This window comes from Gordonia sp. UBA5067 (assembly GCF_002414845.1).
GTDB lineage: Bacteria > Actinomycetota > Actinomycetes > Mycobacteriales > Mycobacteriaceae > Gordonia > Gordonia defluvii.
Genome location: NZ_DIAX01000084.1, coordinates 1 through 22,548 on the forward strand (window position 1 = coordinate 1; position 22,548 = coordinate 22,548).

At 67.8% G+C, this 22,548-nt stretch carries 21 protein-coding genes; 15 read left to right on the top strand and 6 right to left on the bottom strand.

What is annotated here, in order from left to right; all coding sequences use genetic code 11:
• The coding region (locus B4M62_RS13655) for a S1 RNA-binding domain-containing protein (RefSeq protein ID WP_290713996.1) at positions 1-795 on the top strand (795 nt) is incomplete at its 5' end.
• 76 nt (positions 796-871) lie between these two features.
• Here the strand turns inward: B4M62_RS13655 and B4M62_RS13660 are convergent.
• Positions 872-1,255, bottom strand: a complete 384-nt coding sequence (locus B4M62_RS13660; protein ID WP_290713998.1) for a hypothetical protein — start codon at positions 1,253-1,255, stop codon at positions 872-874.
• A gap of 95 nt (positions 1,256-1,350) precedes the next feature.
• Here B4M62_RS13660 and B4M62_RS13665 point away from each other — a divergent pair, with 95 nt between their 5' ends.
• Positions 1,351-1,953, top strand: coding sequence for an isochorismatase family protein (locus B4M62_RS13665; RefSeq protein WP_290714000.1), 603 nt, complete (start codon positions 1,351-1,353; stop codon positions 1,951-1,953).
• Positions 1,954-1,995: 42 nt separating this feature from the next.
• A complete protein-coding gene (gene coaE, locus B4M62_RS13670) occupies positions 1,996-2,895 on the top strand; it encodes a dephospho-CoA kinase (protein WP_290714002.1) in 900 nt (299 codons plus the stop codon).
• A gap of 4 nt (positions 2,896-2,899) precedes the next feature.
• Here the strand turns inward: coaE and B4M62_RS13675 are convergent, their stop codons facing one another.
• Both B4M62_RS13675 and B4M62_RS13680 read right to left on the bottom strand, forming a co-directional pair.
• The gene (locus B4M62_RS13675) at positions 2,900-3,430 is read right to left on the bottom strand and encodes a DUF402 domain-containing protein (protein WP_290714004.1); all 531 of its coding nucleotides are present in this window, start codon (positions 3,428-3,430) and stop codon (positions 2,900-2,902) included.
• 2 nt (positions 3,431-3,432) lie between these two features.
• Positions 3,433-3,669 (bottom strand): hypothetical protein, encoded by a 237-nt coding sequence (locus B4M62_RS13680; RefSeq protein ID WP_290714006.1) that lies wholly within the window; start codon positions 3,667-3,669, stop codon positions 3,433-3,435.
• A gap of 209 nt (positions 3,670-3,878) precedes the next feature.
• Between B4M62_RS13680 and uvrB the strand changes: the two genes are divergently transcribed.
• Positions 3,879-6,047 carry an excinuclease ABC subunit UvrB gene (gene uvrB, locus B4M62_RS13685; RefSeq protein WP_290714008.1) on the top strand — a complete coding sequence of 723 codons (2,169 nt, stop codon included), beginning with the start codon at positions 3,879-3,881 and terminating at the stop codon, positions 6,045-6,047.
• Positions 6,048-6,152: 105 nt separating this feature from the next.
• Positions 6,153-6,599 (top strand): universal stress protein, encoded by a 447-nt coding sequence (locus tag B4M62_RS13690; RefSeq protein ID WP_290714010.1) that lies wholly within the window; start codon positions 6,153-6,155, stop codon positions 6,597-6,599.
• Positions 6,600-6,624: 25 nt separating this feature from the next.
• Here the strand turns inward: B4M62_RS13690 and B4M62_RS13695 are convergent, their stop codons facing one another.
• Positions 6,625-8,913 carry an ATP-binding domain-containing protein gene (locus tag B4M62_RS13695; RefSeq protein WP_290714012.1) on the bottom strand — a complete coding sequence of 763 codons (2,289 nt, stop codon included), beginning with the start codon at positions 8,911-8,913 and terminating at the stop codon, positions 6,625-6,627.
• 54 nt (positions 8,914-8,967) lie between these two features.
• Entirely contained in the window at positions 8,968-9,669 is a 702-nt protein-coding gene (locus tag B4M62_RS13700; RefSeq protein ID WP_290714015.1) for an MBL fold metallo-hydrolase, read from the bottom strand.
• Between the two features lie 145 nt (positions 9,670-9,814).
• Here B4M62_RS13700 and uvrA point away from each other — a divergent pair, with 145 nt between their 5' ends.
• A complete protein-coding gene (uvrA, locus tag B4M62_RS13705) occupies positions 9,815-12,694 on the top strand; it encodes an excinuclease ABC subunit UvrA (protein ID WP_290714017.1) in 2,880 nt (959 codons plus the stop codon).
• A 55-nt stretch (positions 12,695-12,749) separates the two neighbouring features.
• Positions 12,750-13,595, top strand: a complete 846-nt coding sequence (locus tag B4M62_RS13710; protein WP_290714019.1) for an SAM-dependent methyltransferase — start codon at positions 12,750-12,752, stop codon at positions 13,593-13,595.
• Here B4M62_RS13710 and B4M62_RS13715 read toward each other — a convergent pair.
• The gene (locus tag B4M62_RS13715) at positions 13,550-13,882 is read right to left on the bottom strand and encodes a DUF1844 domain-containing protein (protein ID WP_290714021.1); all 333 of its coding nucleotides are present in this window, start codon (positions 13,880-13,882) and stop codon (positions 13,550-13,552) included. The two genes, B4M62_RS13710 and B4M62_RS13715, sit on opposite strands and share 46 nt — an antisense overlap.
• A gap of 224 nt (positions 13,883-14,106) precedes the next feature.
• On the opposite strand from B4M62_RS13715, the gene infC reads away from it, so the two are divergent.
• From infC to B4M62_RS13755, 8 genes are all read left to right on the top strand, one after another.
• Positions 14,107-14,748 (top strand): translation initiation factor IF-3, encoded by a 642-nt coding sequence (infC, locus tag B4M62_RS13720; RefSeq protein WP_290714023.1) that lies wholly within the window; start codon positions 14,107-14,109, stop codon positions 14,746-14,748.
• Positions 14,749-14,841: 93 nt separating this feature from the next.
• Entirely contained in the window at positions 14,842-15,042 is a 201-nt protein-coding gene (gene rpmI, locus B4M62_RS13725; RefSeq protein WP_290714025.1) for a 50S ribosomal protein L35, read from the top strand.
• Between the two features lie 45 nt (positions 15,043-15,087).
• Positions 15,088-15,468, top strand: coding sequence for a 50S ribosomal protein L20 (gene rplT / locus B4M62_RS13730; RefSeq protein WP_290714027.1), 381 nt, complete (start codon positions 15,088-15,090; stop codon positions 15,466-15,468).
• 29 nt (positions 15,469-15,497) lie between these two features.
• A complete protein-coding gene (locus tag B4M62_RS13735; RefSeq protein ID WP_290714029.1) occupies positions 15,498-16,289 on the top strand; it encodes a TrmH family RNA methyltransferase in 792 nt (263 codons plus the stop codon).
• A gap of 105 nt (positions 16,290-16,394) precedes the next feature.
• Complete coding sequence (locus B4M62_RS13740; protein ID WP_290714031.1) at positions 16,395-17,762, top strand: acyltransferase family protein; 1,368 nt, start codon at positions 16,395-16,397, stop codon at positions 17,760-17,762.
• Between the two features lie 5 nt (positions 17,763-17,767).
• Positions 17,768-18,838 (top strand): phenylalanine--tRNA ligase subunit alpha, encoded by a 1,071-nt coding sequence (gene pheS, locus B4M62_RS13745; RefSeq protein ID WP_290714033.1) that lies wholly within the window; start codon positions 17,768-17,770, stop codon positions 18,836-18,838.
• Between the two features lie 77 nt (positions 18,839-18,915).
• Positions 18,916-21,399 carry a phenylalanine--tRNA ligase subunit beta gene (gene pheT, locus B4M62_RS13750; RefSeq protein ID WP_290714035.1) on the top strand — a complete coding sequence of 828 codons (2,484 nt, stop codon included), beginning with the start codon at positions 18,916-18,918 and terminating at the stop codon, positions 21,397-21,399.
• A 14-nt stretch (positions 21,400-21,413) separates the two neighbouring features.
• Positions 21,414-22,544 carry a metallophosphoesterase gene (locus B4M62_RS13755; RefSeq protein WP_290714037.1) on the top strand — a complete coding sequence of 377 codons (1,131 nt, stop codon included), beginning with the start codon at positions 21,414-21,416 and terminating at the stop codon, positions 22,542-22,544.
• Positions 22,545-22,548: the final 4 nt, after the last annotated feature.

The window sequence follows — 22,548 nt, forward strand, 5'->3', positions numbered from 1 at the left end:
GGTGCCTTCGTCGACCTCGGCGGCGTCGACGGCCTGGTCCACGTGTCCGAACTGTCCTGGAAGCACATCGACCACCCGAACGAGGTCGTCACCGTGGGCGACGAGGTCACCGTCGAGGTCCTCGACGTCGACCTGGACCGCGAGCGCGTTTCGCTGTCGCTCAAGGCGACCCAGGAAGACCCGTGGCGTCAGTTCGCCCGCACCCACGCGATCGGCCAGATCGTGCCGGGCAAGGTCACCAAGCTGGTTCCGTTCGGTGCGTTCGTCCGCGTCGAAGAGGGCATCGAGGGCCTGGTCCACATCTCCGAGCTCGCCGAGCGCCACGTCGAGGTGCCCGATCAGGTTGTCGCCGTTGGCGACGATGCGCTGGTCAAGGTCATCGACATCGACCTCGAGCGTCGTCGTATCTCGCTGAGCCTCAAGCAGGCCAACGAGGACTACACCGAAGAGTTCGATCCGAGCAAGTACGGCATGGCCGACAGCTACGACGAGCAGGGGAACTACATCTTCCCCGAGGGCTTCGACGCTGACACCAACGAGTGGCTCGAGGGCTTCGAGGAGCAGCAGAAGGCCTGGGAGGCGCGTTACGCCGAGGCTGAGCGTCGTCACAAGATGCACACCGCCCAGATGGAGAAGTTCGCCAAGGCTGCCGCCGAGGCGGAGAACGCTCCGAGCGACTACTCCTCGTCGACCGACGATTCGGCAGCTGGCGCCTCGGCGCCGAGCTCCGGTGGTTCGTTGGCTAGCGACGAGCAGCTCGCTGCTCTGCGCGAGAAGCTCGCCGGCAACGCCTGAACATCTCGGTAGCAAACAAGCTCCCCGGTCCGATTGGGCCGGGGAGCTTGTTTGTTTGGTGCGCGGCAGCGGCGCGTCAGCCCGCCCGGGCCGACGTCGAGCACCGGCCATACGCATAGTGCTTGGCGATTCGACGCCCGTTGGCCCACACCGCACAACCGATATAGGCCTGCGGGTTGGTGGCGGTGGCGGCGACGGCCGCCCCGTCGTAGGTGTATGCGGCGACGGTGCGTTCCCAGCAACCTGCGCCGAGCCAGCGGGAAGTCCGTCCCTGTTCGGCAACCGACTCACCAACGCCGACGCCGTAGGTGATGGTTGCGTTGGTCGGCGTGGTGTCGCTCGCGCAGACGCGCAGGGTGTAATCCACCCGCGGCGCGGCAGCGGCAAACGGGACCGTGCTGGCCGGGCCGGTGAGAGCGAGGGTGAGCGCCGCGGCGCAGCCGAATCGCAGTAATGGCATTGCGCCAGCGTAACCACCGTGGCGGCACCTGGTGGGCCGGCCCGTGCTTCGGAGCAGGCCAGGGGAGTCGGCGTAGGTGGCGATAGACTCGAGTAGTGAGGTCTAACGCGCTGATCGTGGTCGACGTCCAGTACGACTTCTGCGAAGGCGGATCGCTCGCGGTGGTGGGCGGGCTCGGGATGGCCAGTCGGCTGGCCGCCGCGCTGCGCGACGAGGCCTTTGTGGGCCGCTACGACGTGCTGGTGACGACCCAGGATTGGCATATCGATCCGGGTGCGCATTTCGCGGCAGCGGGGCAGGTGCCAGACTTCCAGACATCGTGGCCCGTCCACTGCGTCGCCGGGTCCGATGGTGCCCGCATTATTGCCGAGCTCGACGACGCGGTGGCGGGCATCGAGACAATCCCGGTGATCCGCGTGTTCAAAGGGCACTACAGTGCCGCGTATTCCGGCTTCGAAGGCGTCACCGGAGATGATGAGCGGCTACTCGATCGGCTGCGGTCCGATGGTGTCACCGACGTCGACATTGCCGGGATCGCCACCGACTACTGCGTGAAGCAGACGGCCATCCACGCCGCTGATGCGGGATTCGGCACGACGGTTCTCCAGGACTTCGCAGTCGGCATCGACGACGCCGACGTGGCTGCGCTCTATGCGAGTGGGTTCGCGGCAGCGGGTGTTTCGGTCCGCCACCGGTAGCCGGTGCTGGTCCTCGGCCGGCTCGTTTGCCACACTGAGGACGTGATTCGAGTGGGTTTGACCGGTGGAATGGGCGCGGGGAAGTCGACCGTTGCGAAGGCCTTTGCTGATCGGGACGCGTACCTGATCGACGCGGACAAGATTGCGCGCGAGGTGGTGGCGGCGGGCACTCCGGGCCTGGCGGCCCTGATGGCGGCTTTCGGTGCCGGCATCATTGGCCCCGACGGTGAGCTGGACCGTGCGGCACTTGCCGCCAAGGCGTTCGCCGACGACGAGTCCCGGGCCAAGCTGAACGCCATCACGCATCCGCTCATCGGCGCCCGCACAACTGAGCTGCTCGACGCGGCCCCAGCGAATGCGATTGTCGTGCAAGACATTCCCCTGCTGGTGGAGAACCACACCGCCCCGTTCTTCCATGCGGTCGTGGTGGTGAACGCCGACGTGGATGTGCGGGTGCATCGGTTGGTGACGTCGCGCGGACTCGATGAGGCCGATGCGCGGGCCCGCATTGCCGCGCAGGCGACCGAGCAACAGCGTCGTGTGGTCGCCGACGCGTGGCTGGACAACTCGAATGAGCACGCGCATCTGCTCGAGCAGGCGATTGATCTGTGGGCGCGACGCTTGGTGCCCTACGAGGCCAACGTGCGAGCCGGGGTCGTGGCAACTCCCGATCCCGATCTTGTTGCCGCCGATCCGGATTCCGCTGCGTTGCCGACCCGCTTGACCAACCGGCTGTGGGCGATCGCGGGGGACAAGGCGGTCGCCATCGAGGTCACTTCCACCGAACCGGTGACCGCACTGAGAATCGCCGCGCGTGATGGCGAGGCGGGGGCGGCCCTGCCCGAGCTGCTGCGGGCCGGCGGCTTCCCCGCCGACGGATTGGGAGCATTCGCCTCGGCGGACCCCGGTCGCCCCGCGAAGGTCGAAATCGCCCTTCCTTGAGGGTTCAAGGACGGTCGCGCCAGGTTACGGGCTCGCCGACTGCATCGTCGAGCCAGCCTTGTACGTCATGGGCGCGCTCTGCTGCGCCGACGAGTGTCCTGGTGGCGATCTGCACCGCGAGCTCGCACTGCGCGGTGGTGAGATAGCCGTCTGCGTGCGCGTCGAAGACTTCGTCGACGTCGATCAGTTCCAGCGGCCGTCCGACGACATCGACGAGGTCGAGGTACCAGTCGGTCGCGTGCCAGCGGCCGTCGGCGTCGGGTCCGGTGAATTCGCCGACGTCGAGATACAGACGCTGGCCCGGGCGATAGTCCGGCTCGCGGAAATGAAAGATGTTGGCGCGCAGTCCGAGGGTGGGGAGTAGCCAGGACTCAAGCCGTTCGAACCTGGGGTGGTCGGCCGGTCGTGACATGTAGAGCCCATAGTCGGTGGCGCGATAGACCTCGACCGGCCGCACGAAGCCTTTCGGGTCCGTGTTGGTCTTGGCCGGTACGTCGAAGGTCTCGACCTTGGGCGGATGTGCGGTGGGTGCCATCGTCAGTGTCGCTCCGAGCCTTCGGCGGGTGATTCGTCCGCGTGCGCCGGGAACACGCGTCCGCCTGCGGTGTCGCTGGCGTGTCGGCGCGCGGCGAGGAAGGTGTCGCGGTCCTCCTCGGCGGTGGCACCCGTGGTGAATTCGAGTTGACCCCACCGCATCAAGCGCATGGGCTCGGGCTGCGTGATGGCGTGGTCGTGGAGCGCGGCCGCGTAGCCGGGCAGGTCCGCGGGGTCCATCGGCAGGTGGAGTTGCGCTCGGGCATGGCCCAATCATACGAACATGGCCCAATCATACGAATCGGACTTCCCGATGCCGAACGGGCCACGCTGGGGCCGGGTCACCCCAAACCGGTTGGTGCGGGTGAGTGTTTGCTCGGCGAGGTGAAGTACCGCTGGCCTGTTCGCCGTCGGGGCGGCATGTCGGGGGTCGCCCCTATCCTGGTGTCATGGCGTTCCCTGCAGAGAAACCGGTCCTCGCGCATTCTGAGTTCCGCCCGATCGGCGAGATCGAGCGTGCCGATGCACGCTTCGACGTGGTCAGCGAGTTTGAGCCGGCCGGTGACCAGCCGGCAGCGATCGATGAGCTTGAGCGCCGAGTCAACGACGGGGAGCGCGACATCGTGTTGCTCGGCGCGACCGGCACCGGCAAGTCGGCGACGACGGCCTGGCTGATCGAACGCCTGCAACGCCCCGCGCTGGTCATGGCCCCCAACAAGACCCTCGCGGCGCAGCTTGCCAACGAACTGCAGGAAATGCTCCCGAACAACGCGGTGGAGTACTTCGTCTCCTATTACGACTACTACCAACCCGAGGCGTACATCGCGCAGACCGACACCTACATCGAGAAGGACTCGTCGATCAACGACGATGTGGAGCGCTTGCGCCACTCGGCGACCTCGAGCCTGCTATCGCGGCGCGATGTCGTCGTGGTGGCCTCGGTGTCGTGCATCTACGGATTGGGCACGCCCCAGTCCTACCTCGACCGCTCGGTGGAGATGTCGGTCGGCGACGAGATCGACCGCGACGCGCTGCTGCGCCTGCTCGTCGACGTGCAGTACAGCCGTAACGACATGTCTTTCACGCGCGGCGGATTCCGGGTGCGCGGCGACACCGTCGAAATCATCCCGTCCTACGAGGAACTCGCCATCCGTATCGAGTTCTTCGGCGACGAGGTCGAGGCGTTGTACTACCTGCATCCGCTTACCGGGGACGTCGTGCGGCAGGTCGATACGGTCCGAATCTTCCCGGCCACCCACTATGTGGCCGGACCGGAGCGCATGGAACGTGCGATGAAGGGCATCGAGGACGAACTCGCGCAACGTCTCGCCGAGTTGGAGAACAAGGGGAAGCTGCTCGAGGCTCAGCGGCTGAGAATGCGCACCAGCTACGACTTGGAGATGATGCGCCAAGTCGGCTTCTGTTCCGGCATCGAGAACTATTCGCGCCATATCGACGGGCGCGGCGCCGGCTCGGCTCCGGCCACCCTGATCGACTACTTCCCCGAGGACTTTCTGCTCGTCATCGATGAATCACATGTGACGGTGCCGCAGATCGGTGCCATGTACGAGGGGGATATGTCGCGTAAGCGCAACCTCGTCGACTTCGGCTTCCGGCTGCCGTCGGCCGTCGACAATCGCCCGTTGACCTGGAACGAGTTCGTCGACCGGGTCGGCCAGACGGTCTACCTGTCGGCGACGCCGGGGCCCTACGAACTGGGGCAGAGCAACGGCGAGTTCGTCGAGCAGGTCATCCGGCCGACCGGACTGCTCGACCCGAAAGTCGTGGTGAAGCCGACGAAAGGTCAAATCGACGACCTGGTGCACGAGATCCGCGAGCGGACCGAGCGCAACGAGCGCGTTCTCGTCACGACGCTGACCAAAAAGATGGCCGAGGACCTCACCGACTATCTACTCGAACTGGGGATTCGCGTCCGGTATCTGCACTCGGAGGTCGATACCCTGCGGCGCGTCGAACTGCTGCGGCAGCTGCGCCTGGGCGAATATGACGTGCTCGTCGGGATCAACCTGCTCCGCGAGGGCCTCGACCTCCCGGAGGTGTCCCTCGTGGCAATCCTCGACGCGGACAAGGAGGGCTTCCTGCGCAGTACCACCTCGCTCATTCAGACGATCGGTCGCGCCGCCCGCAACGTTTCCGGCGAGGTGCACATGTACGCCGACAAGATCACCGATTCGATGCAGAATGCGATTGACGAAACAGAACGCCGTCGCGAAAAGCAGATCGCCTACAACAAGGAAGCAGGAATCGATCCGCAGCCGCTGCGCAAGAAGATCGCCGACATCCTCGACCAGGTCTACCGCGAGGCCGACGATGATGTGGCCGGCGCGGCACCGGTCGGCGGATCGGGCCGCAATGCCACCCGGGGGCGCCGCGCCCAGGGTGACAACCCGAAGGGGCCGGGCAGCACGGGCGTCATCGCCCACCGGGACACCTCGGCGATGCCGCGTGCTGAATTGGCCGACTTGATCGCCGCGCTCACCGACCAGATGATGTCGGCGGCCCGCGACCTGCAGTTCGAGCTGGCCGGGCGGCTGCGCGACGAAATCGCCGACTTGAAGAAGGAATTACGCGGAATGGATGCGGCGGGGATCAAATAGCGGCACTGTAGTGGCGGTGGACACCAGCGGGCGCACTGTGACCCGAGTGGACCTACAATCCGATAGGGTGCTTACCGCACAAGCTAATTCTGGAGGGAATGGTCAATGTCTGCATATAACACCGTAGTAGTGGGCACCGACGGGTCGGAGTCCTCGCTGAAGGCGGTGGAACGCGCCGGCTCGTTGGCCGGCGAGACGGCGACACTGGTAATCGCGTGCGCCTACTTCCCGAACGAGGGCCGCGACATCAACGCGATGTCCGATGTTCTCAAAGACGAGGCATACCAGGTTCACGGTTCCGCGCCGACGGAGGAGATCCTGCGCACCGCGAAGGAGCGTGCGACCTCGGCCGGTGCCAAGCTGGTCCAGCAGCGCCCAATCAAGGGTGCTCCGGTTGATGCGCTGCTACAGCTCGTCGTCGACGTCAAAGCTGATCTGCTCGTGGTTGGAAACAAGGGCCTCAACACCCTGTCCGGCCGCCTGCTGGGGTCGGTGCCCGCCGATGCCGCGCGCAAAGCGGCTGTCGACGTGCTGATCGTCCACACGACGTAGCCGCCGGGGGCGCCTGGCGCCCCCGTCAGTTCTCTTCTTGCCACCCGGGTAGGTCCGCCAACTCGGGTGGCAAGTCGCATTCGGCGACGACGACGAGGCGCTGGGTGGCGCGGGTGAGCGCCACGTAGAGGTCGTTGAGGCCGCGGCCGGATGCGGCCACGATCGCCGCCGGTTCCACGACCACGGTGTTGTCGAACTCCAGTCCCTTGCAGCCGGTCACCGTGTGCACCACGATGCGCGGGCGGTCGCCGAGCGCGTCGACGGCGCTGTCATAGTCGGCGTCGGCGACGATGATCCCGGTCAGTCCGGGCCAGTCGGCGTCGATCGCGATGGCGACTGCGTCGAGGACGGCGCGGCCGGATGCCGCCCGCTGGGCGGTCGGCTCGATCCCGTTGTCCCGCAACGAGGTCGGCGGGGTGAGCGTGGGTGCGATTCGGCCCAGCAGCCGTCCGGCGAAGCGCATGATCGCGGCCGGCGTCCGATAGTTGACGGTGAGTTCATGCAGCTGCCAGCGCTTTTCAACGTACGGCTCGAAGACGGCCGACCACGATTGGGCGCCAGCAGGATTGGAGGTCTGCGCGGTGTCCCCGATGACCGTCATCCACCGGTTGGGGATTCGCCGCATCACCATTCGCCAGGCCATCGCCGACAACTCCTGCGCCTCGTCCACGATGACGTGGCCGAAGGTCCACGTCCGATCGTCGTAGGCGCGTTCGGCGGTGGTTCGGTGCGCCGCGACGACCTGCCGCTGAGCCAGTTGCTCGGCATCGATGAGGTCGTAGGCCATCAGAATTTCGGGATCGATTTCGTCCTCGAGGTCCTGGGGGGCGGACCCGGCGAGGATGTCGAGGGCCTCCTGCGCTTCGGCGAGTTGCCGGCGCCACTGGGCGCGCGCGGCGGCTTCGTCTTCAGCGGTGCCGGCACCGATCACCTCGGCGATCTCGTCGAGCAGCGGCACGTCGCCGATGGTGAACGGGGCCCCGGCCGGCCGTTCGAGCGCGGCACGGTCGTCGTCGGCCCACCCGGGGGTGGCCGCGCGGATTGCCGATGGCGCAGTCAACAAGTCGGTGAGGACGCGCTTGGGTTCGAGTCGGGGCCAGAAGGCCAGGACGGCGCGCACAATATCTTCGTCGGCACGCATCTCGTCGCCGATGTCGGCGATCTCCGAACCCGACAGGATCTGTGAGCCGTCGAGCAGCGACGAACCGATGCGCCCGGCGTAGGCGGAGGCCAGACCGTGCAGCGCAGCGCGCAGGAACTCCCGCTGCGCCTGGTTGTGGGCTCGCCGGGTGCCGCGGGCTTTCGCGCGTGCGGTCTTCACCAGTGATGAATCGATGCGCAGGGGATAGCCGTCAAAGGTAACCGTGACCGGTGCCTTCGGGAGTGACTGGTAGGCGCGGACGTGGCGTTTGAGGACATTGAGGATGGCTGTCGAACCTTTGAGGACCGCGGTGGCCGGCGGGTCGACGACGGCGGTGCTGATGCCGGGGAGAAGATCGCCGATCGTCGTCAGCAGCACGCCGGTCTCGCCGAGCGAGGGAAGCACCTGCGAGATGTAGCGGAGGAACTCGGTGTTCGGCCCGATGATGAGTACGCCGCTGCGGGACAGGAGATCACGATGGGTGTAGAGCAGGTAGGCCGCACGGTGCAGGGCGACGGCGGTCTTTCCGGTGCCCGGCCCGCCCTGCACGACCGTGACGCCGCGGTGCGGCGACCGGATGATGAGGTCCTGCTCGCGCTGAATGGTTTCGACGATGTCGGCCATCTCGCCGGTGCGGGCAGTGTTGAGGGCGGCGACCAAGGCGCTCTCGTTGACCACGTCGCCGAGGGTCACCACGGTGTCGGACCGGTCGGTGGTGATTGCGGAACCGTCGAGCACCTCGTCGGTTACGGTTCGCACCGCTCGATTGTTGGTGCGGATGTGGCGGCGCACCCGAACACCGTCGGGATCGGCAGGAGTGGCGAGGTAGAAGGGCCTCGACAGCGGTGCGCGCCAGTCGAGCAGCAAGGTGGTGTCGTCGGCGTCGTCATCAAGGACGCCGATGCGACCGATGCGGCGCGTCTCAGCCGGCCCGTCGCCGTTGACGTCGAGTCGGCCGAAGTACAGGTTGTGCTCGGCCGCGTCGAGTTTGGCGAGATCGTCGACGTAGAGCCGCTCGTAGGATTCGCGCTCGGACTGTGCCTGCGGGGTACCGCCGCTTTCGGCGAGTGTTTCCCGCAGCCGACGGTTGGTGGTGGCCCGGATCCGGTCGATCCGGCCGTACACGGCTTCGAGATGGTGCTGCTCGTCGGCTAGGCGGGGATCAGGACTCACAGTTTGTCCAGTGTACGCGGTATGGACCGGTATCGCGGTCCGCCGTACGACCGGTTACCAGCCGCGCGCGGCCCACTGGGTCAGGTGCGGACGCTGCGCGCCCAGCGTCGTGTCGTTGCCGTGTCCGGGATAGACGGCGGTGTCGTCGGGGTAGGCGCCGAACAGCTTCGTGGTGACCCCGCCCAGCAGCCGTTCGAAATCGCCTGGCTGCCAGGTCTTGCCGACACCGCCCGGGAAGAGGCAGTCGCCGGTGAACAGCTGGACCGACATCAGACCGGCGCCATCCTCGCTGGCGTCGCGCAACGCGAGGGCGATGGAGCCCTCGGTGTGGCCGACGAGGTGGATGGCGCGCAGGGTGAGGTTGCCCACGGTGATGTCGTCGCCGTCGTCGAGCAGTCGATCGGGGGCCAGGGGCAGGGCGGCGGCGTCGTCGCGGCCGGCGAGCGTGGGCACACCGGTGGCAGCGGCGATGGCCTCCAGGGCCAGCACGTGATCGGGATGGCCATGGGTGGTCAGAATTGCGCGCAGCGTCCCCGGCAGCTCGGCGAGGAGGGCGAGGATCGCCGAGGCGTCGTTGGCGGCGTCGATCAAGAGCTGGTCGCCGGTCGCGGTACAGGTCACGACGTAGGTGTTGTTGTCCATCGGGCCCACGGACATCTTGGTGATCGTCGAATGCGCCGTCGTGCGGCGGATCGGCTGGTGCGGGCCGGCGACGGTGCCGGTGTAGTTGTCGTCGACGGGGCTGATCGCGGTCATGCGTCCACGGTAGTGCCCGGCCGTCGCATGGGTCCGGCGCCTAGACTTGGGAGCAGTGTCAGAGGTCGCCGGTATACCTGGATGCGACCGGCGTGACGATGTGCCGACAGAGATGTGCCCGACAGAACCGTGAGGAAGCCGTGCTGTGGTTGACCGTCTGATCGTGCGTGGCGCGCGCGAGCACAACCTGCGGGGGATCGACGTCGACCTACCGCGTGATTCGTTGATCGTCTTCACCGGATTGTCGGGATCGGGAAAGTCGTCGCTCGCCTTCGACACGATCTTCGCCGAAGGGCAGCGCCGCTACGTCGAATCGCTGTCGGCCTACGCCCGGCAGTTCCTCGGCCAGATGGACAAGCCCGACGTCGACTTCATCGAGGGGTTGTCGCCGGCGGTGTCCATCGACCAGAAGTCGACGAACCGCAACCCGCGGTCGACGGTCGGCACGATCACCGAGGTCTACGACTATCTGCGCCTGCTGTACGCGCGCGCCGGGACCGCCCATTGCGCCGAGTGCGGGGAAAAGATCGCCAAGCAGTCTCCTCAGCAGATCGTCGACCAGGTGCTCGCGATGGATGAGGGGATCCGCTTCCAGGTGCTCGCCCCCGTGGTGCGCTCCCGCAAGGGGGAGTTCGTCGACCTGTTCGTCGATCTGCAGACGCAGGGCTTCGCGCGCGCCCGCATCGATGGCCGGGTCTACCCGTTGACCGAACCGCCGACGCTTAAGAAGCAGGAGCGTCACGATATTGATGTCGTCATCGACCGACTTGCGGTCAAGGCCTCGGCGAAACAGCGGCTGACCGACTCCATCGAGACCGCCCTGCGCCTGGCCGACGGGATCGTCGTCCTCGATTTCGTGGACGTCGACGAGGCGGACCCCAACCGGGTGCGCCGCTTCTCCGAGAAGATGGCGTGTCCGAATGGCCACATCATCGCGATCGACGACTTGGAGCCGCGCTCCTTCTCCTTCAACTCGCCCTACGGCGCCTGCCCAGTGTGTGACGGCCTCGGCGTCAGCAAGGTCATCGACGAGGAACTGGTGGTGCCGGACCCGGACTTGAGCCTGGCCGAGGGGGCGATCGCCCCGTGGTCGACCGGCCACAACGCCGACTACTTCCTGCGGCTGGTGTCCGGCCTGTCCGAAGAGATGGGATTCGACCTCAACGTCCCCTGGAATAGGCTGCCCGCAGCTGCGCGCAAGGCGATCCTCAACGGGAGCGAGCACCAGGTGCACGTGCGGTTCCGCAACAGGTATGGGCGCACCCGGTCGTACTACACCGAGTTCGAGGGCGTCATGGCATTCCTCTCGCGACGCTCGGAGCAAACCGAGTCTGATGCGATGAAGGAGCGCTACGAGGGCTATATGCGCGACGTGCCGTGCTCGGCTTGCGGTGGCGCTCGCCTGCGGCCGGAGATCTTGGCGGTGACCCTCGATTCAGAGCAGTTCGGGCCGAAGTCGATTGCCGAGGTCAGTTCGCTGTCGGTGGCCGCGTGCGCCGAGTACCTCGCCGGCCTGACACTCGGCACCCGCGAGGAGGCGATCGCCGGGCGCGTGCTCAAAGAGGTGCAGGCACGGATCCGGTTCCTCCTCGACGTCGGGCTGGAGTACCTTTCGCTGTCCCGGGCCGCGGGTTCGCTGTCGGGCGGGGAGGCCCAACGCATCCGGTTGGCCACCCAAATCGGATCCGGCCTAGCCGGAGTTCTCTACGTGCTCGACGAGCCGTCGATCGGCTTGCACCAGCGTGACAACCGGCGCCTGATCGACACCCTCGTCCGCCTGCGCGATCTCGGGAACACGCTGATCGTCGTCGAGCATGACGAGGACACCATCCGCGCCGCCGACTGGATCGTGGACATCGGCCCACGTGCGGGGGAGCATGGCGGCCATGTCGTGCACAGCGGCTCGTACGAGGGGCTGCTCGCCAACACCGCGTCGATCACCGGCGCCTACCTGTCGGGCCGGGAGGCCCTGCCCGTCCCGACGACCAGGCGGCCGATCAGTAAGCGCAACCAACTGACGGTCGTCGGGGCGAATGAGCACAACCTGCACGGCATCGATGTGTCGTTCCCGCTCGGCGTGCTGACCGCGGTCACCGGTGTCTCGGGCTCGGGCAAGTCGACGTTGGTCAACGACATCCTCGCGACCGTCCTCGCCAACAAGCTGAACGGGGCCCGGCAGGTGCCGGGACGGCACAAGCGCGTCAAGGGGCTTGACCAACTCGACAAGCTGGTCCAGGTCGACCAGTCGCCGATCGGGCGCACGCCGCGATCCAACCCGGCGACCTACACCGGTGTCTTCGACAAGATCCGAACGCTGTTCGCGGCGACGACCGAGGCAAAAGTCCGCGGCTATCAGCCGGGGCGGTTCTCGTTTAACGTGAAGGGTGGTCGCTGCGAGGCCTGCACCGGCGAGGGCACGATCAAGATTGAGATGAACTTCCTGCCCGACGTGTATGTGCCGTGCGAGGTCTGCCACGGGGCCCGCTACAACCGCGAAACCCTCGAGGTGCACTACAAGGGTAAGACGATCGCCGAGGTGCTCGATATGCCGATCGAGGAGGCCGTGGGGTTCTTCGAGCCGGTGACCTCCATCCACCGCTATCTGAAGACGCTCGACGACGTGGGTCTGGGCTATGTGCGGCTGGGGCAACCGGCGCCCACGCTCTCCGGTGGTGAGGCGCAGCGTGTCAAACTCGCGGCGGAGCTGCAGAAGCGGTCCACCGGCCGCACTGTCTACATTCTCGACGAGCCGACGACCGGCCTGCACTTCGAGGACATCCGCAAGCTGCTCGACGTGATCAACGGCCTTGTCGAGAAGGGGAACACGGTCATCGTGATCGAGCACAACCTCGACGTGATCAAGGCCGCCGACTGGATTATCGACATGGGCCCGGAGGGTGGCGACGGCGGCGGCACCGTCGTCGTGACCGGAACGCCCGAAGAGGTGGCCGCGGCGCCACACAGCCATACTGGCCGATTCCTCGCCGAGGCCCTGGAGTCCGAGGCGGTGGCCGACGCCGGGTAGGGCGGCCTGCGGACCTTCGTCTGAACCCAGACCGGGCGCACCTACGCTAGACGGTGTGGACGACGACCAGGCGGTTCTCGTGATGCGGTTGCGTGCCGCGGGCTGCGTCTTCGCCGACGAGGAGGCGAAGGTTCTGTGGCGCGCCGCGGCGAATGCGGCACAGCTGGTGCAGTGGTCGGACCGCCGGGTCGCCGGCGAGCCCCTGGAGCACATCGTCGGCAGCGTCGAGTTCGGCGGGCACGACCTTGCGGTCGGCCCAGGACTGTTCATTCCGCGTCAACGCACCCGACTGGTGGCGGCCATCGCGAGCGATGAGGTCGGTGCGGCGTTGCGCCGCGATCCGGCCGGCGCGCTCTTCGTTGAGGCGTATGGCGGGGTTGGGCCCATCGCCGCCGTTGTCCGCGGCGACCATCCCGGGGTGGCGATCGGCGTGACCGACATCGATCCGGCCGCCTTGGCATATGTGCGCACCAATGTGGGCGAGGAGGCCCGGACCTGGGTGGGCGCAGGGCTTGGTGGCCTGCCCGACGGTGTGCGGGGCGCAGTCTCGGTGATTGCCGCGGTACCGCCCTACGTTCCGGTCGGCGAGCGGGCGATGATGCCTGCCGAGGCCCGCGACTACGAGCCGTTTGCCGCTCACTCGGGCGGGGCGGACGGCCTCGCCGAGATCGGTCAGCTCCTCGCTCAGGTGCCGGAATGGCTGATGGCGGGCGGAGTGCTCCTCGTCGAACTACACCGCGGGCAGGTGCTCGGTGCCACCGGGATCGCGGCAGCGGCAGGTCTGGACGCCGCCATGGTCACCGGTCACCGGTGTTATGCAGACGACGGGCAGACCGCGGTGCTGGTGGTGCGGTCTCAGATGAGCTTTTCGCCGGGGCCTTCGCCGGGTTCGTCGGGGTAGGCGCTGGCCTCCCGGAATGCCGCCTGCAGCCCCTTGACACCGTCCCGGATGGGATTGGCGTGCAGCCCGAGGTCGCGGCGCGAGGCGTCGAACAGGCCGGCGAGCGCGGAGATCAGCTTGCGCGCCTCATCGAGGTCGACGTCGTCTGGGGAGGCGCCCTCCGCCAGGCCGAGCTTTTCAGCGGCGGAACTCATCAGCATGACGATGGCGCGCGTGATGACCTCGATCGCGGGAATGTCAGCCAGCTCGCGGACCTGCTCGGGCGTCGAATAGGAGTCGTCGGACATAGCTGTTAGACTCTCACAGTGCGACCGCTCCGGAATTCCGGGGCAGGCAAGTGGAGTTCCGCTCCCACCGTGCGACGCAACCGCCTCCCGGCGACCGCAGTTTCACGGTCCGACACGCGCTCCGAGACGATTCGGTTCGTCCGGCGTGCGGTTGTTCGGTCGGCATCGGAGCCCTCGGGTCTGGTCTACGTGACCAGCACTCGGCGGGCTTTCTTGTTGAGGTGGTGGCCCTTGTCTCCCGCGATTCGGACGCGGTCGAGCCAGAACCGACCTACCTAGGAGGCCCCATCAGCACTGAGACTCGCATCAACGAGCGCATCCGCGTCCCAGAGGTCCGACTTGTCGGACCGAACTCGGAGCAGGTGGGCATCGTGCGCGTTGAGGATGCGCTACGGCTCGCATACGAGGCCGATCTTGATCTGGTGGAAGTTGCGCCGGACGCCCGTCCGCCGGTCTGCAAGATCATGGACTACGGCAAGTTCAAGTATGAGGCCGCGCAGAAGCAGCGCGAGTCGCGTCGCAACCAGCAGATGACCGTCATCAAGGAGCAGAAGCTCCGCCCCAAGATCGACGACCACGACTACGAGACCAAGAAGGGTCACGTCATCCGCTTCCTCGAAGCCGGATCGAAGGTCAAGGTCACCATCATGTTCCGCGGGCGCGAGCAGTCGCGTCCGGAGTTGGGCTACCGACTGCTGCAGCGACTGGGTAACGACGTGGCCGACTACGGCTTCGTCGAGACCTCTGCCAAACAGGACGGCCGCAACATGACGATGGTCCTGGCCCCGCACAAGGGCGCCAAGACCCGTGCCAAGGCCGCTCACGATTCGGGCCAGGGTGCGCATGCGGAGTCGGCTCCCGAGTAATCGAGTCAGTGACTCACAGACCAGTCCGGCTTTGCCACCGCGGCGAGGCCGATGAATCCGGGCGCGAGCCCGGTCGACGAACAGGAAGTACCCATGCCAAAGGCAAAGACCCACAAGGGCACCGCGAAGCGATTCAAGGTGACCGGGAGCGGCAAGATCATGCGCCAGAAGGCGAACAAGCGCCACCTCCTCGAGCACAAGTCGTCGCGCCGCAAGCGCCGGCTCGACGGAACCGCCGTCGTGGCCGAGTCCGATGCGCCGCGCATCAAGCGACTGCTCAACGGCAACGGCTAGATCAAGCTCCGACCGACAAACCAGACGAAGTAAAGAGGACTAGACATGGCACGCGTGAAACGGGCAGTGAATGCCCAGAAGAAGCGTCGGACAACCCTGGAGGCGTCGAAGGGCTACCGCGGACAGCGCTCGCGTCTGTACCGTAAGGCCAAGGAGCAGCAGCTCCACTCGTTGACCTACGCGTACCGCGACCGCCGGGCGCGCAAGGGTGAGTTCCGCAAGCTGTGGATCTCGCGCATCAACGCCGCAGCCCGGCTCAACGACATCACCTACAACCGCTTCATCCAGGGTCTCAAGGCCGCTGGTGTCGAGGTGGACCGCAAGGTGCTCGCCGAGATCGCCGTGAGTGACCCGCAGGCCTTCACCGGCCTCGTGGAGGTGGCCCGGAAGGCGCTGCCCGACGACGTGAACGCACCGGCCGCCTGATCGCGCCGCAATCGCCGAAGCAACCCGCGATGGATGTTCTGACCGAACGTTCGTCGCGGGTTGTGTCGTTTGCCAAGCTGCACCGCGGCGCCGCGCGGCGGGAACGGGGCGAGTTCCTCGTCGAGGGGGCCAACGCTGTGGCGTCGGCGCTGGTCACCGGTCGTGCCCAGACCGTGCTGGTGGGCGAGGACTCCGCCGACCGCTATGCCGACCTGGTGGCGACGGCCGCCGGGCAGGGCGTCGCGGTACTGGTGCTGACCGCGCGGGCGGTGGGCAAGCTCGCCGACGCCACCACCCCGCCGGGGGTGTTCGCCGTGTGCGCGCTGCTCGACGTTCAGCTCGCTGAGGTCCTTGACGCCGCGCCGCGGTTGCTGGCGGTCGCGGTCGAGCCGCGCGAGCCAGGCAATCTCGGCACCATCATCCGCACGGCCGACGCGATGGGCGCGGACGCAGTGGTCATTCTCGGCGACGCGGTTGACCCGCACAATGGTAAGTGTGTCCGCGCCAGTGCCGGCAGTGTCTTCCACCTGCCGATCGCGCGCGAGCGCTCCGTCTCAGCCGGACTCGCCGCGTTGGGCGACGCGGGTCTGACATTGCTCGCCACGAGTGCCGACGGTGAGACGGTGCTGACCGACGCGGGCCGGCTGCTCGCCGGCCGCACCGCCTGGTTGTTTGGCAATGAGGCCCATGGTCTTCCCGAAGCCGTGGTGGCAGTCGCCGACCACCGCGTGTCCATCCCGATTCGGGGCCGCGCGGAGAGCCTCAACCTGGCGACCGCTGCGGCGATCTGCCTCTACGAGAGCGCCCGCGCTCAAGTCTGAGCGGGGGCGATGGCTATTTCGTTGGGTGCGAACCACGTCCGTGGATCCACCGGTTGAGTAGTTCACCCGACGCCGTGAGGCCGCGGGGACCCGACACTGGAGCGTATGACCACCCCCCTTTCGGAGCTTCCGCGCACTCTTGACGCCGCCGAACTCGACCGTCGCACCGGAGCGACCCGGGACCGCGCGGTCGACGTCCTGCGACTGGCCAGTCTGCTGGTCGTCGTCGCCGGGCACTCGATCATGCTGACCGTGGCGGCCCGGCCGGGTAGCGATCACCTGATGTTGGGCAACCTCCTGGCAGAGCACCGGTTCCTGCAGGCGGCGACGTGGTTCCTGCAGGTGCTGCCACTGTTCTTCTTCGCCGGCGCGGCGGCCGCCGTGTACGGGTACCACCCGGGCACCGCGCCGGGCCATTGGCTCCTGCGCCGGGCCCAGCGGCTGCTGCGCCCGGTGTTTTGGTACCTGCTCGCCGTCGGGGCCGCGCTGGGCATTGCGACATGGACGGGCAGTGCGGCGGCCGTCGACGTGATCGCCCGACTCGGTGTCCAGTTGCTGTGGTTCCTCGGCGCCTATCTGGTGATCCTCGCGACCGTCGCACTGCTACAGGGCATCTCGCGCCCGCGTCATGTCGTGCGCGCCGTCGGCGCCTGCTACACGGTCACCGGGGCTTCCGACGTCGCGCGGCTGCATACCGAGGGATCGGCTCCGGCGTGGACGATGATCACCTTCGCCGCCGCCTGGATGATCCCGGCGATCCTCGGAATCGCCTATGCCAAGAACCTCATCGGACCGGGCGGGGCCGGGCTGGGTGCGCTAGTCATGCTCGGCGTCAACACGGCACTGGTTCTCGTCGGGCCGTACGACGTCTCGATGGTGACCGTGCCCGGTCAGCGCCTGTCGAACATGAGTCCGCCCAGCGTGCTGCTCGCCGGACACGCGCTAGTGCTGTGCCTGCTCGCCATCACCGCGGCGGGCGTGCTCGGCCGGTGGGCGCAGCGCCCCCGGGTCTGGTGGTGGGTCGCCCTGGGAAACCGTAGTGTGATGACGCTGTACCTGTGGCACCTGCCACTGCTGGGTGTGATCATCGGGGTGGGCGCACTCCTGGGGTTCATGCGGGACGACCCGGCTTCCGGCCGCCACTTGGCGATCGTCGCGGTGCAAACGGTGGTGCTGCTGGTGCTGCTAGTCCCGGTTGTCGCCGCGCTGTCACCGCTGGAGAATCGGCCGTTGCCCTGGTGGGACGACTCGCGGGCCATCGGGTGCTCTGCCCTTGCGCTTAACCGCTGGCGGGATGGGGCGGTGTTCGTCCTCATGGTCGTGGCCGGCGTCGCGCTATTGCTCTTCGCCCGCGACGGAATGCTGGTCGGCGCACCGATGCTGGGCCTGGCGGCAGCAACAGCAGTCGGGGGTCGCCTGATCAGTGTCGGGGCGGGTCAACCCGCAGGTCAGCACCGGTCGGCCATCGACTAGTCTTGATGTCCGTGGCCAACGCGAACGACGACACCGGAATCGACTCCTCCGCACTGGAACCGGCAGCGCTCGAGTCGGCCGCCGCCGCGGCCCTCGCGGCTTTCGCCGGGGCCGCTGATCTCGAGGGCTTGGCCGTCGCCAAGTCCGATCATCTCGGTGAGAAAGCGCCCATCTCGCTGGCGCGCCGCGCGTTGGGCGCTTTGCCCGGCGACCAGCGGGCCGCCGCCGGTAAGGCGGTCAACGCTGTGCGAACGCGGGTCGCCGACTCGTTGCGGGCCCGCACCGCAGAACTCGAGGCACAGCGCGACGCCGCAGTTCTCGAGTCCGAGTCGATCGACGTGACGCTGCCCAGTGGTCGTCGTCGGGTCGGCGCCCGCCATCCGATCACGGTGATCAGCGAACAGATTGCCGACGTCTTCATCGGTATGGGCTGGGAGATCGACGAAGGGCCCGAGGTCGAGGCCGAGCACTATAACTTCGACGCCCTCAACTTCCTGCCCGATCATCCGGCTCGGTCGATGCAGGACACGTTCTACATCGCGCCGTCGGGATCGCGGCAGGTTCTGCGCACCCACACCTCCCCGGTACAGGTGCGCGCGATGCTGAACCGCGACCTGCCGATCTATGTCGCGTGCCCCGGCCGGACATTCCGCACCGACGAACTCGACGCCACCCACACCCCGGTGTTTCACCAGATCGAGGGTTTGGCCATCGACCGCGGCCTCACGCTGGCACACTTGCGTGGTGCGCTGGAGACGTTGGCCCGTGCCCTATTCGGTCCGGATACGACGACGCGGATGCGTCCCTCGTACTTCCCCTTCACCGAGCCCTCCGCCGAAGTCGATGTCTGGTTCCCAGGGAAGAAGGGCGGCGCCGGCTGGGTCGAGTGGGGCGGGTGCGGCATGGTCAACCCCAACGTTCTGCGCGCCAGCGGCATCGACCCGGAGGAGTTCAGCGGGTTCGCGTTCGGGATGGGCCTGGAGCGCACGCTGCAGTTCCGCAACGACATTTCCGATATGCGCGACATGGTGGAGGGCGATATTCGTTTCACCGCGCCGTTCGGCCCGGCGGCCTGAACGCCGGCCCCGCCCAGACCCCGCGGAGCAGACCCCGCAGACCACCCTCACCGACCAATCCGAAAGCAGCAGCCACCGTGCGTGTCCCACAGTCCTGGTTGACCGACGTACTCGACAGCGCCGTCCCGCGAACCGCTGATGACATCGATGCGGCCTTCGTCCGCGTCGGCTTCGAGATCGAGGATGTCGAGCCGTTCGGCGACATCGACGGGCCACTGGTCGTCGGCCGCGTCGAGGCGATCGAGGAACTCACCGATTTCAAGAAGCCAATCCGCTTCTGCCACGTTGCAGTCGGCGAGCCGCAGCCCCGCGACATCGTGTGTGGTGCGCGCAACTTCACCGAGGGCGACCTGGTCGTTGTCGCCCTGCCCGGCGTCACACTGCCCGGCGGCTTCGAAATCGCGACGCGGAAAACCTACGGCAAGACGTCGGACGGCATGATTTGCTCGGTGACCGAGCTCGGTGTGGGCAATGACCACTCCGGCATCCTCGTGCTGCCCGCCGGGTCGGCCGAGCCGGGCGACGACGCACGAGTCGTGCTGGGACTGCCGGACACGGCCATCGACATCAACGTGACACCGGACCGTGGTTATGCATTCTCGGTGCGCGGCCTCGGCCGGGAACTGGCCGGGAGCCTCGGCGTCGGATTCCGGGAGCCGGGCGCCGATGTCGACCCGGGTGCCGCCGGGGACGGATGGGCGGTGACGATTGATCCGGCCACCGGTGCGACTCGGTACACGGCACAGGTGATCGAGGGTGTCGACCCGGCCGCGGCGTCACCGTGGTGGCTGCGCAAGCGCCTGCTGGTCGCGGGCATCCGGCCGATCTCGGCCGTGGTGGACGTGACCAACTACGTGATGATCGAGCTCGGTCAGCCGTTGCACGCTTTCGACGCCGACCGGTTGCGCGGCGACATTGCGGTGCGCAACGCGGCCGCGGGGGAGAAGCTGGTGACCCTCGACGGGGTCGAGCGCTGCCTGGACACCGAGGATGTCGTCATCGCTGACGAATCCGGTGCCGTCGCCCTGGCGGGGGTGATGGGCGGCGCCGCCACCGAGGTCGGCGATGAGACGGTGCGAGTTCTGCTGGAGGCGGCCACCTTTGACCCGGTGCGCGTCTTCCGGTCCGGCAAGCGCCACAAGCTCACTTCGGAGGCGGCCAAGCGGTTCGAGCGGACTGTTGATCCGGAGATCACCGCGGTGGCCTCGGCGCGGGCGGCGCAGCTCATCGTCGAGATCGCCGGCGGCGCCCTGCAAGGTGTGCGGACCGACGTTCGGTTGCCCGTTCCGCCGGCACCGACCATCGACTTCGCCGCCGATGCGCCCGATCGTACGGCCGGCATCGACTACCCGGCGGGTACGTCGGGCAATCGCCTGCGTGAGGTGGGCTGCGAGGTCGTGGCGGAGGGCGATCGGCTGCGGGTGACTCCGCCGCCGTGGCGGCCCGACCTGCGACAGTCGGCTGATCTCGTCGAGGAGGTGCTGCGCCTCGAAGGCCTGGAGGACATTCCCGCGGTCGTGCCGCGCGCGCCCGGCGGGCACGGTCTCACCGCCGCTCAGCGACGGCGGCGCAGCATCGGGCGCACGCTCGCCCTCGACGGATTCATCGAGGTGCTGCCGTATCCGTTTATGCCCGCCGGCGTCTTCGACACGTGGGGCCTGTCCGGCGACGATCCGCGGCGGGCGACCGTCCGGGTGCTCAACCCGCTGGAATCCGACCGCCCGGAGCTCAACACGACGCTGCTGCCCGGCCTGCTGGAGATGGTGGGGCGCAACCTGGCGCGCGGGCAGCGCGAGGTGGCGCTGTTCACCATCGGTCAGGTGGTACTCGGCGGCGGCGGCGGCGGCGACGCGGTGGTGGGGGCCCTTGATGTGACCGCGCGCCCCAGCGAGGCCGACCTGGACCGGCTCGACGCCAGTCTGCCCGCCCAGCCCGTCCATGTCGCGGCGGTACTGACCGGTGCGGCCGAGCCGGCCGGTCCGTGGGGCCCGGGTCGGCCGGCGGATGCCGGTGACGCCTTTGCGGCGGCACGGTCGATCGCCCGCGCCGCCGGCGTCGACGTCGCACTTCTCGCCGACGAACACCTGCCGTGGCATCCGGGCCGCTGCGCCCGGATCGTCGTCGACGGCGCAGCCGGTGAGCAGGTCACCGTCGGCTGGGCCGGCGAGCTGCACCCGGCGGTCTGCGACCGGGCGAACCTGCCCATGCGGACCTGTGCGCTCGAGTTGTCCATCGACGCGCTTCCGCTGTCGGTGAAGCTGCCGGCGCCGAGCCTGTCGGTCTTCCCAGCGGTACTACAGGATCTGGCCGTCGTCGTCGACGACGCGGTGCCCGCGGCCGAGGTTGCCGCGGCCCTGCGCGAAGGTGCCGGTGAACTGCTGGAATCGCTGGACCTGTTCGATGTCTACGTCGGTGACCAGGTCGGGGCCGGGAGCAAGTCGCTGGCGTTCGCGCTGCGGTTCCGCGCCGCCGATCGCACCCTCACCGAGGATGAGGCCAACGCCGCGAAGCTGGCCGCCGTCGAGTATGCGGGAAGCGCTGTCGGCGCGCGCCTGCGCTAGGGCGGATACCCCGGATGGTGGTCGTTCTCGCCGGAGTCATCGGCATCGCCTTTGTTGCCCTGTCGGCCTATTGGCTGCACCGCCGACTGGTTGTCGCGACCGGTCTCAGCGGCCGGTGGGCCCTCGCCGCCGACCTGGTCCTCGGCGCGGGGTCGATCGCCGGGGTGGCCGCCCTGCTCGTGGGCCGCACCCTTGATCCGGCGTGGGCCCGGCCCATCGGCCTGGTCGGATTCACCTGGTGGGCGCTGGTGTTCTACGTGTCGCTCGGCGCAGCGGTCATCGGCCTGCTGGCGCTGGGGGTTGGGCTGGTCCGCGGCCGTTCCGAAGGCCCGCGCACCTGGGTGTCGGTGCTGACCGGACTCATGGTTCTCGCGGCTATGGCGGCGGTGGGGTTCGGGCTCGTGGAGGCGTCCCGGCCGGCCGTCACGGAGGACTCCGCGGTGGTCGATCGACTACCTGTTGAGTTTGACGGTGTGCGCGTCGCATTCATCACCGACCTCCATGTGGGGCCGGTGCGCGGGCCTGGCTTCACCCGGCGGGTGGTCGATCAGGTCAACGCCGCAAAGCCTGACGTCGTTATTCTTGGCGGCGACCTGGCCGACGGCACCATCGTCAACGTTGGTTCCGACCTCGAGCCGTTGCGCGATCTGCGCGCCCCGCTCGGGGTCTTCGGGGTCAGTGGAAACCATGAGTACTACTCCGACGACGGTGGGTCGTGGCTGCGGTTCTGGGAGACGCTGGGCATTCGCCCGCTGCGTAACGAGCGCGTTGAACTGCGTCGCGGCGCCGCGGTGATCGACCTGGCCGGCGTCTACGACGCGACGGCCCCGGCGCCCTACCGGCCCGATCTCGCGGCGGCGTTGGGCGGCCGCGATCTCCGCCGGGCGCTGATCCTGGCGGCGCACGAGCCCCGGCAGGCGAAGGAGGCGCAGCGGCGCGGTGTCGGCCTGCAGTTTTCCGGGCACACTCACGGAGGCCAGATCTGGCCGTTTGGATATGCCGTCCGTCTGCAGCAGCCGATCGTGGCCGGTTTCGGCACTGTCGGCGACGTGCCAGTCTTCGTCTCACGCGGCACCGGGGCATGGGGCCCGCCGGTGCGGGTCGGCGCACCACCGCAGATCGCCATGGTCACGCTGCGGCGGTGACCTG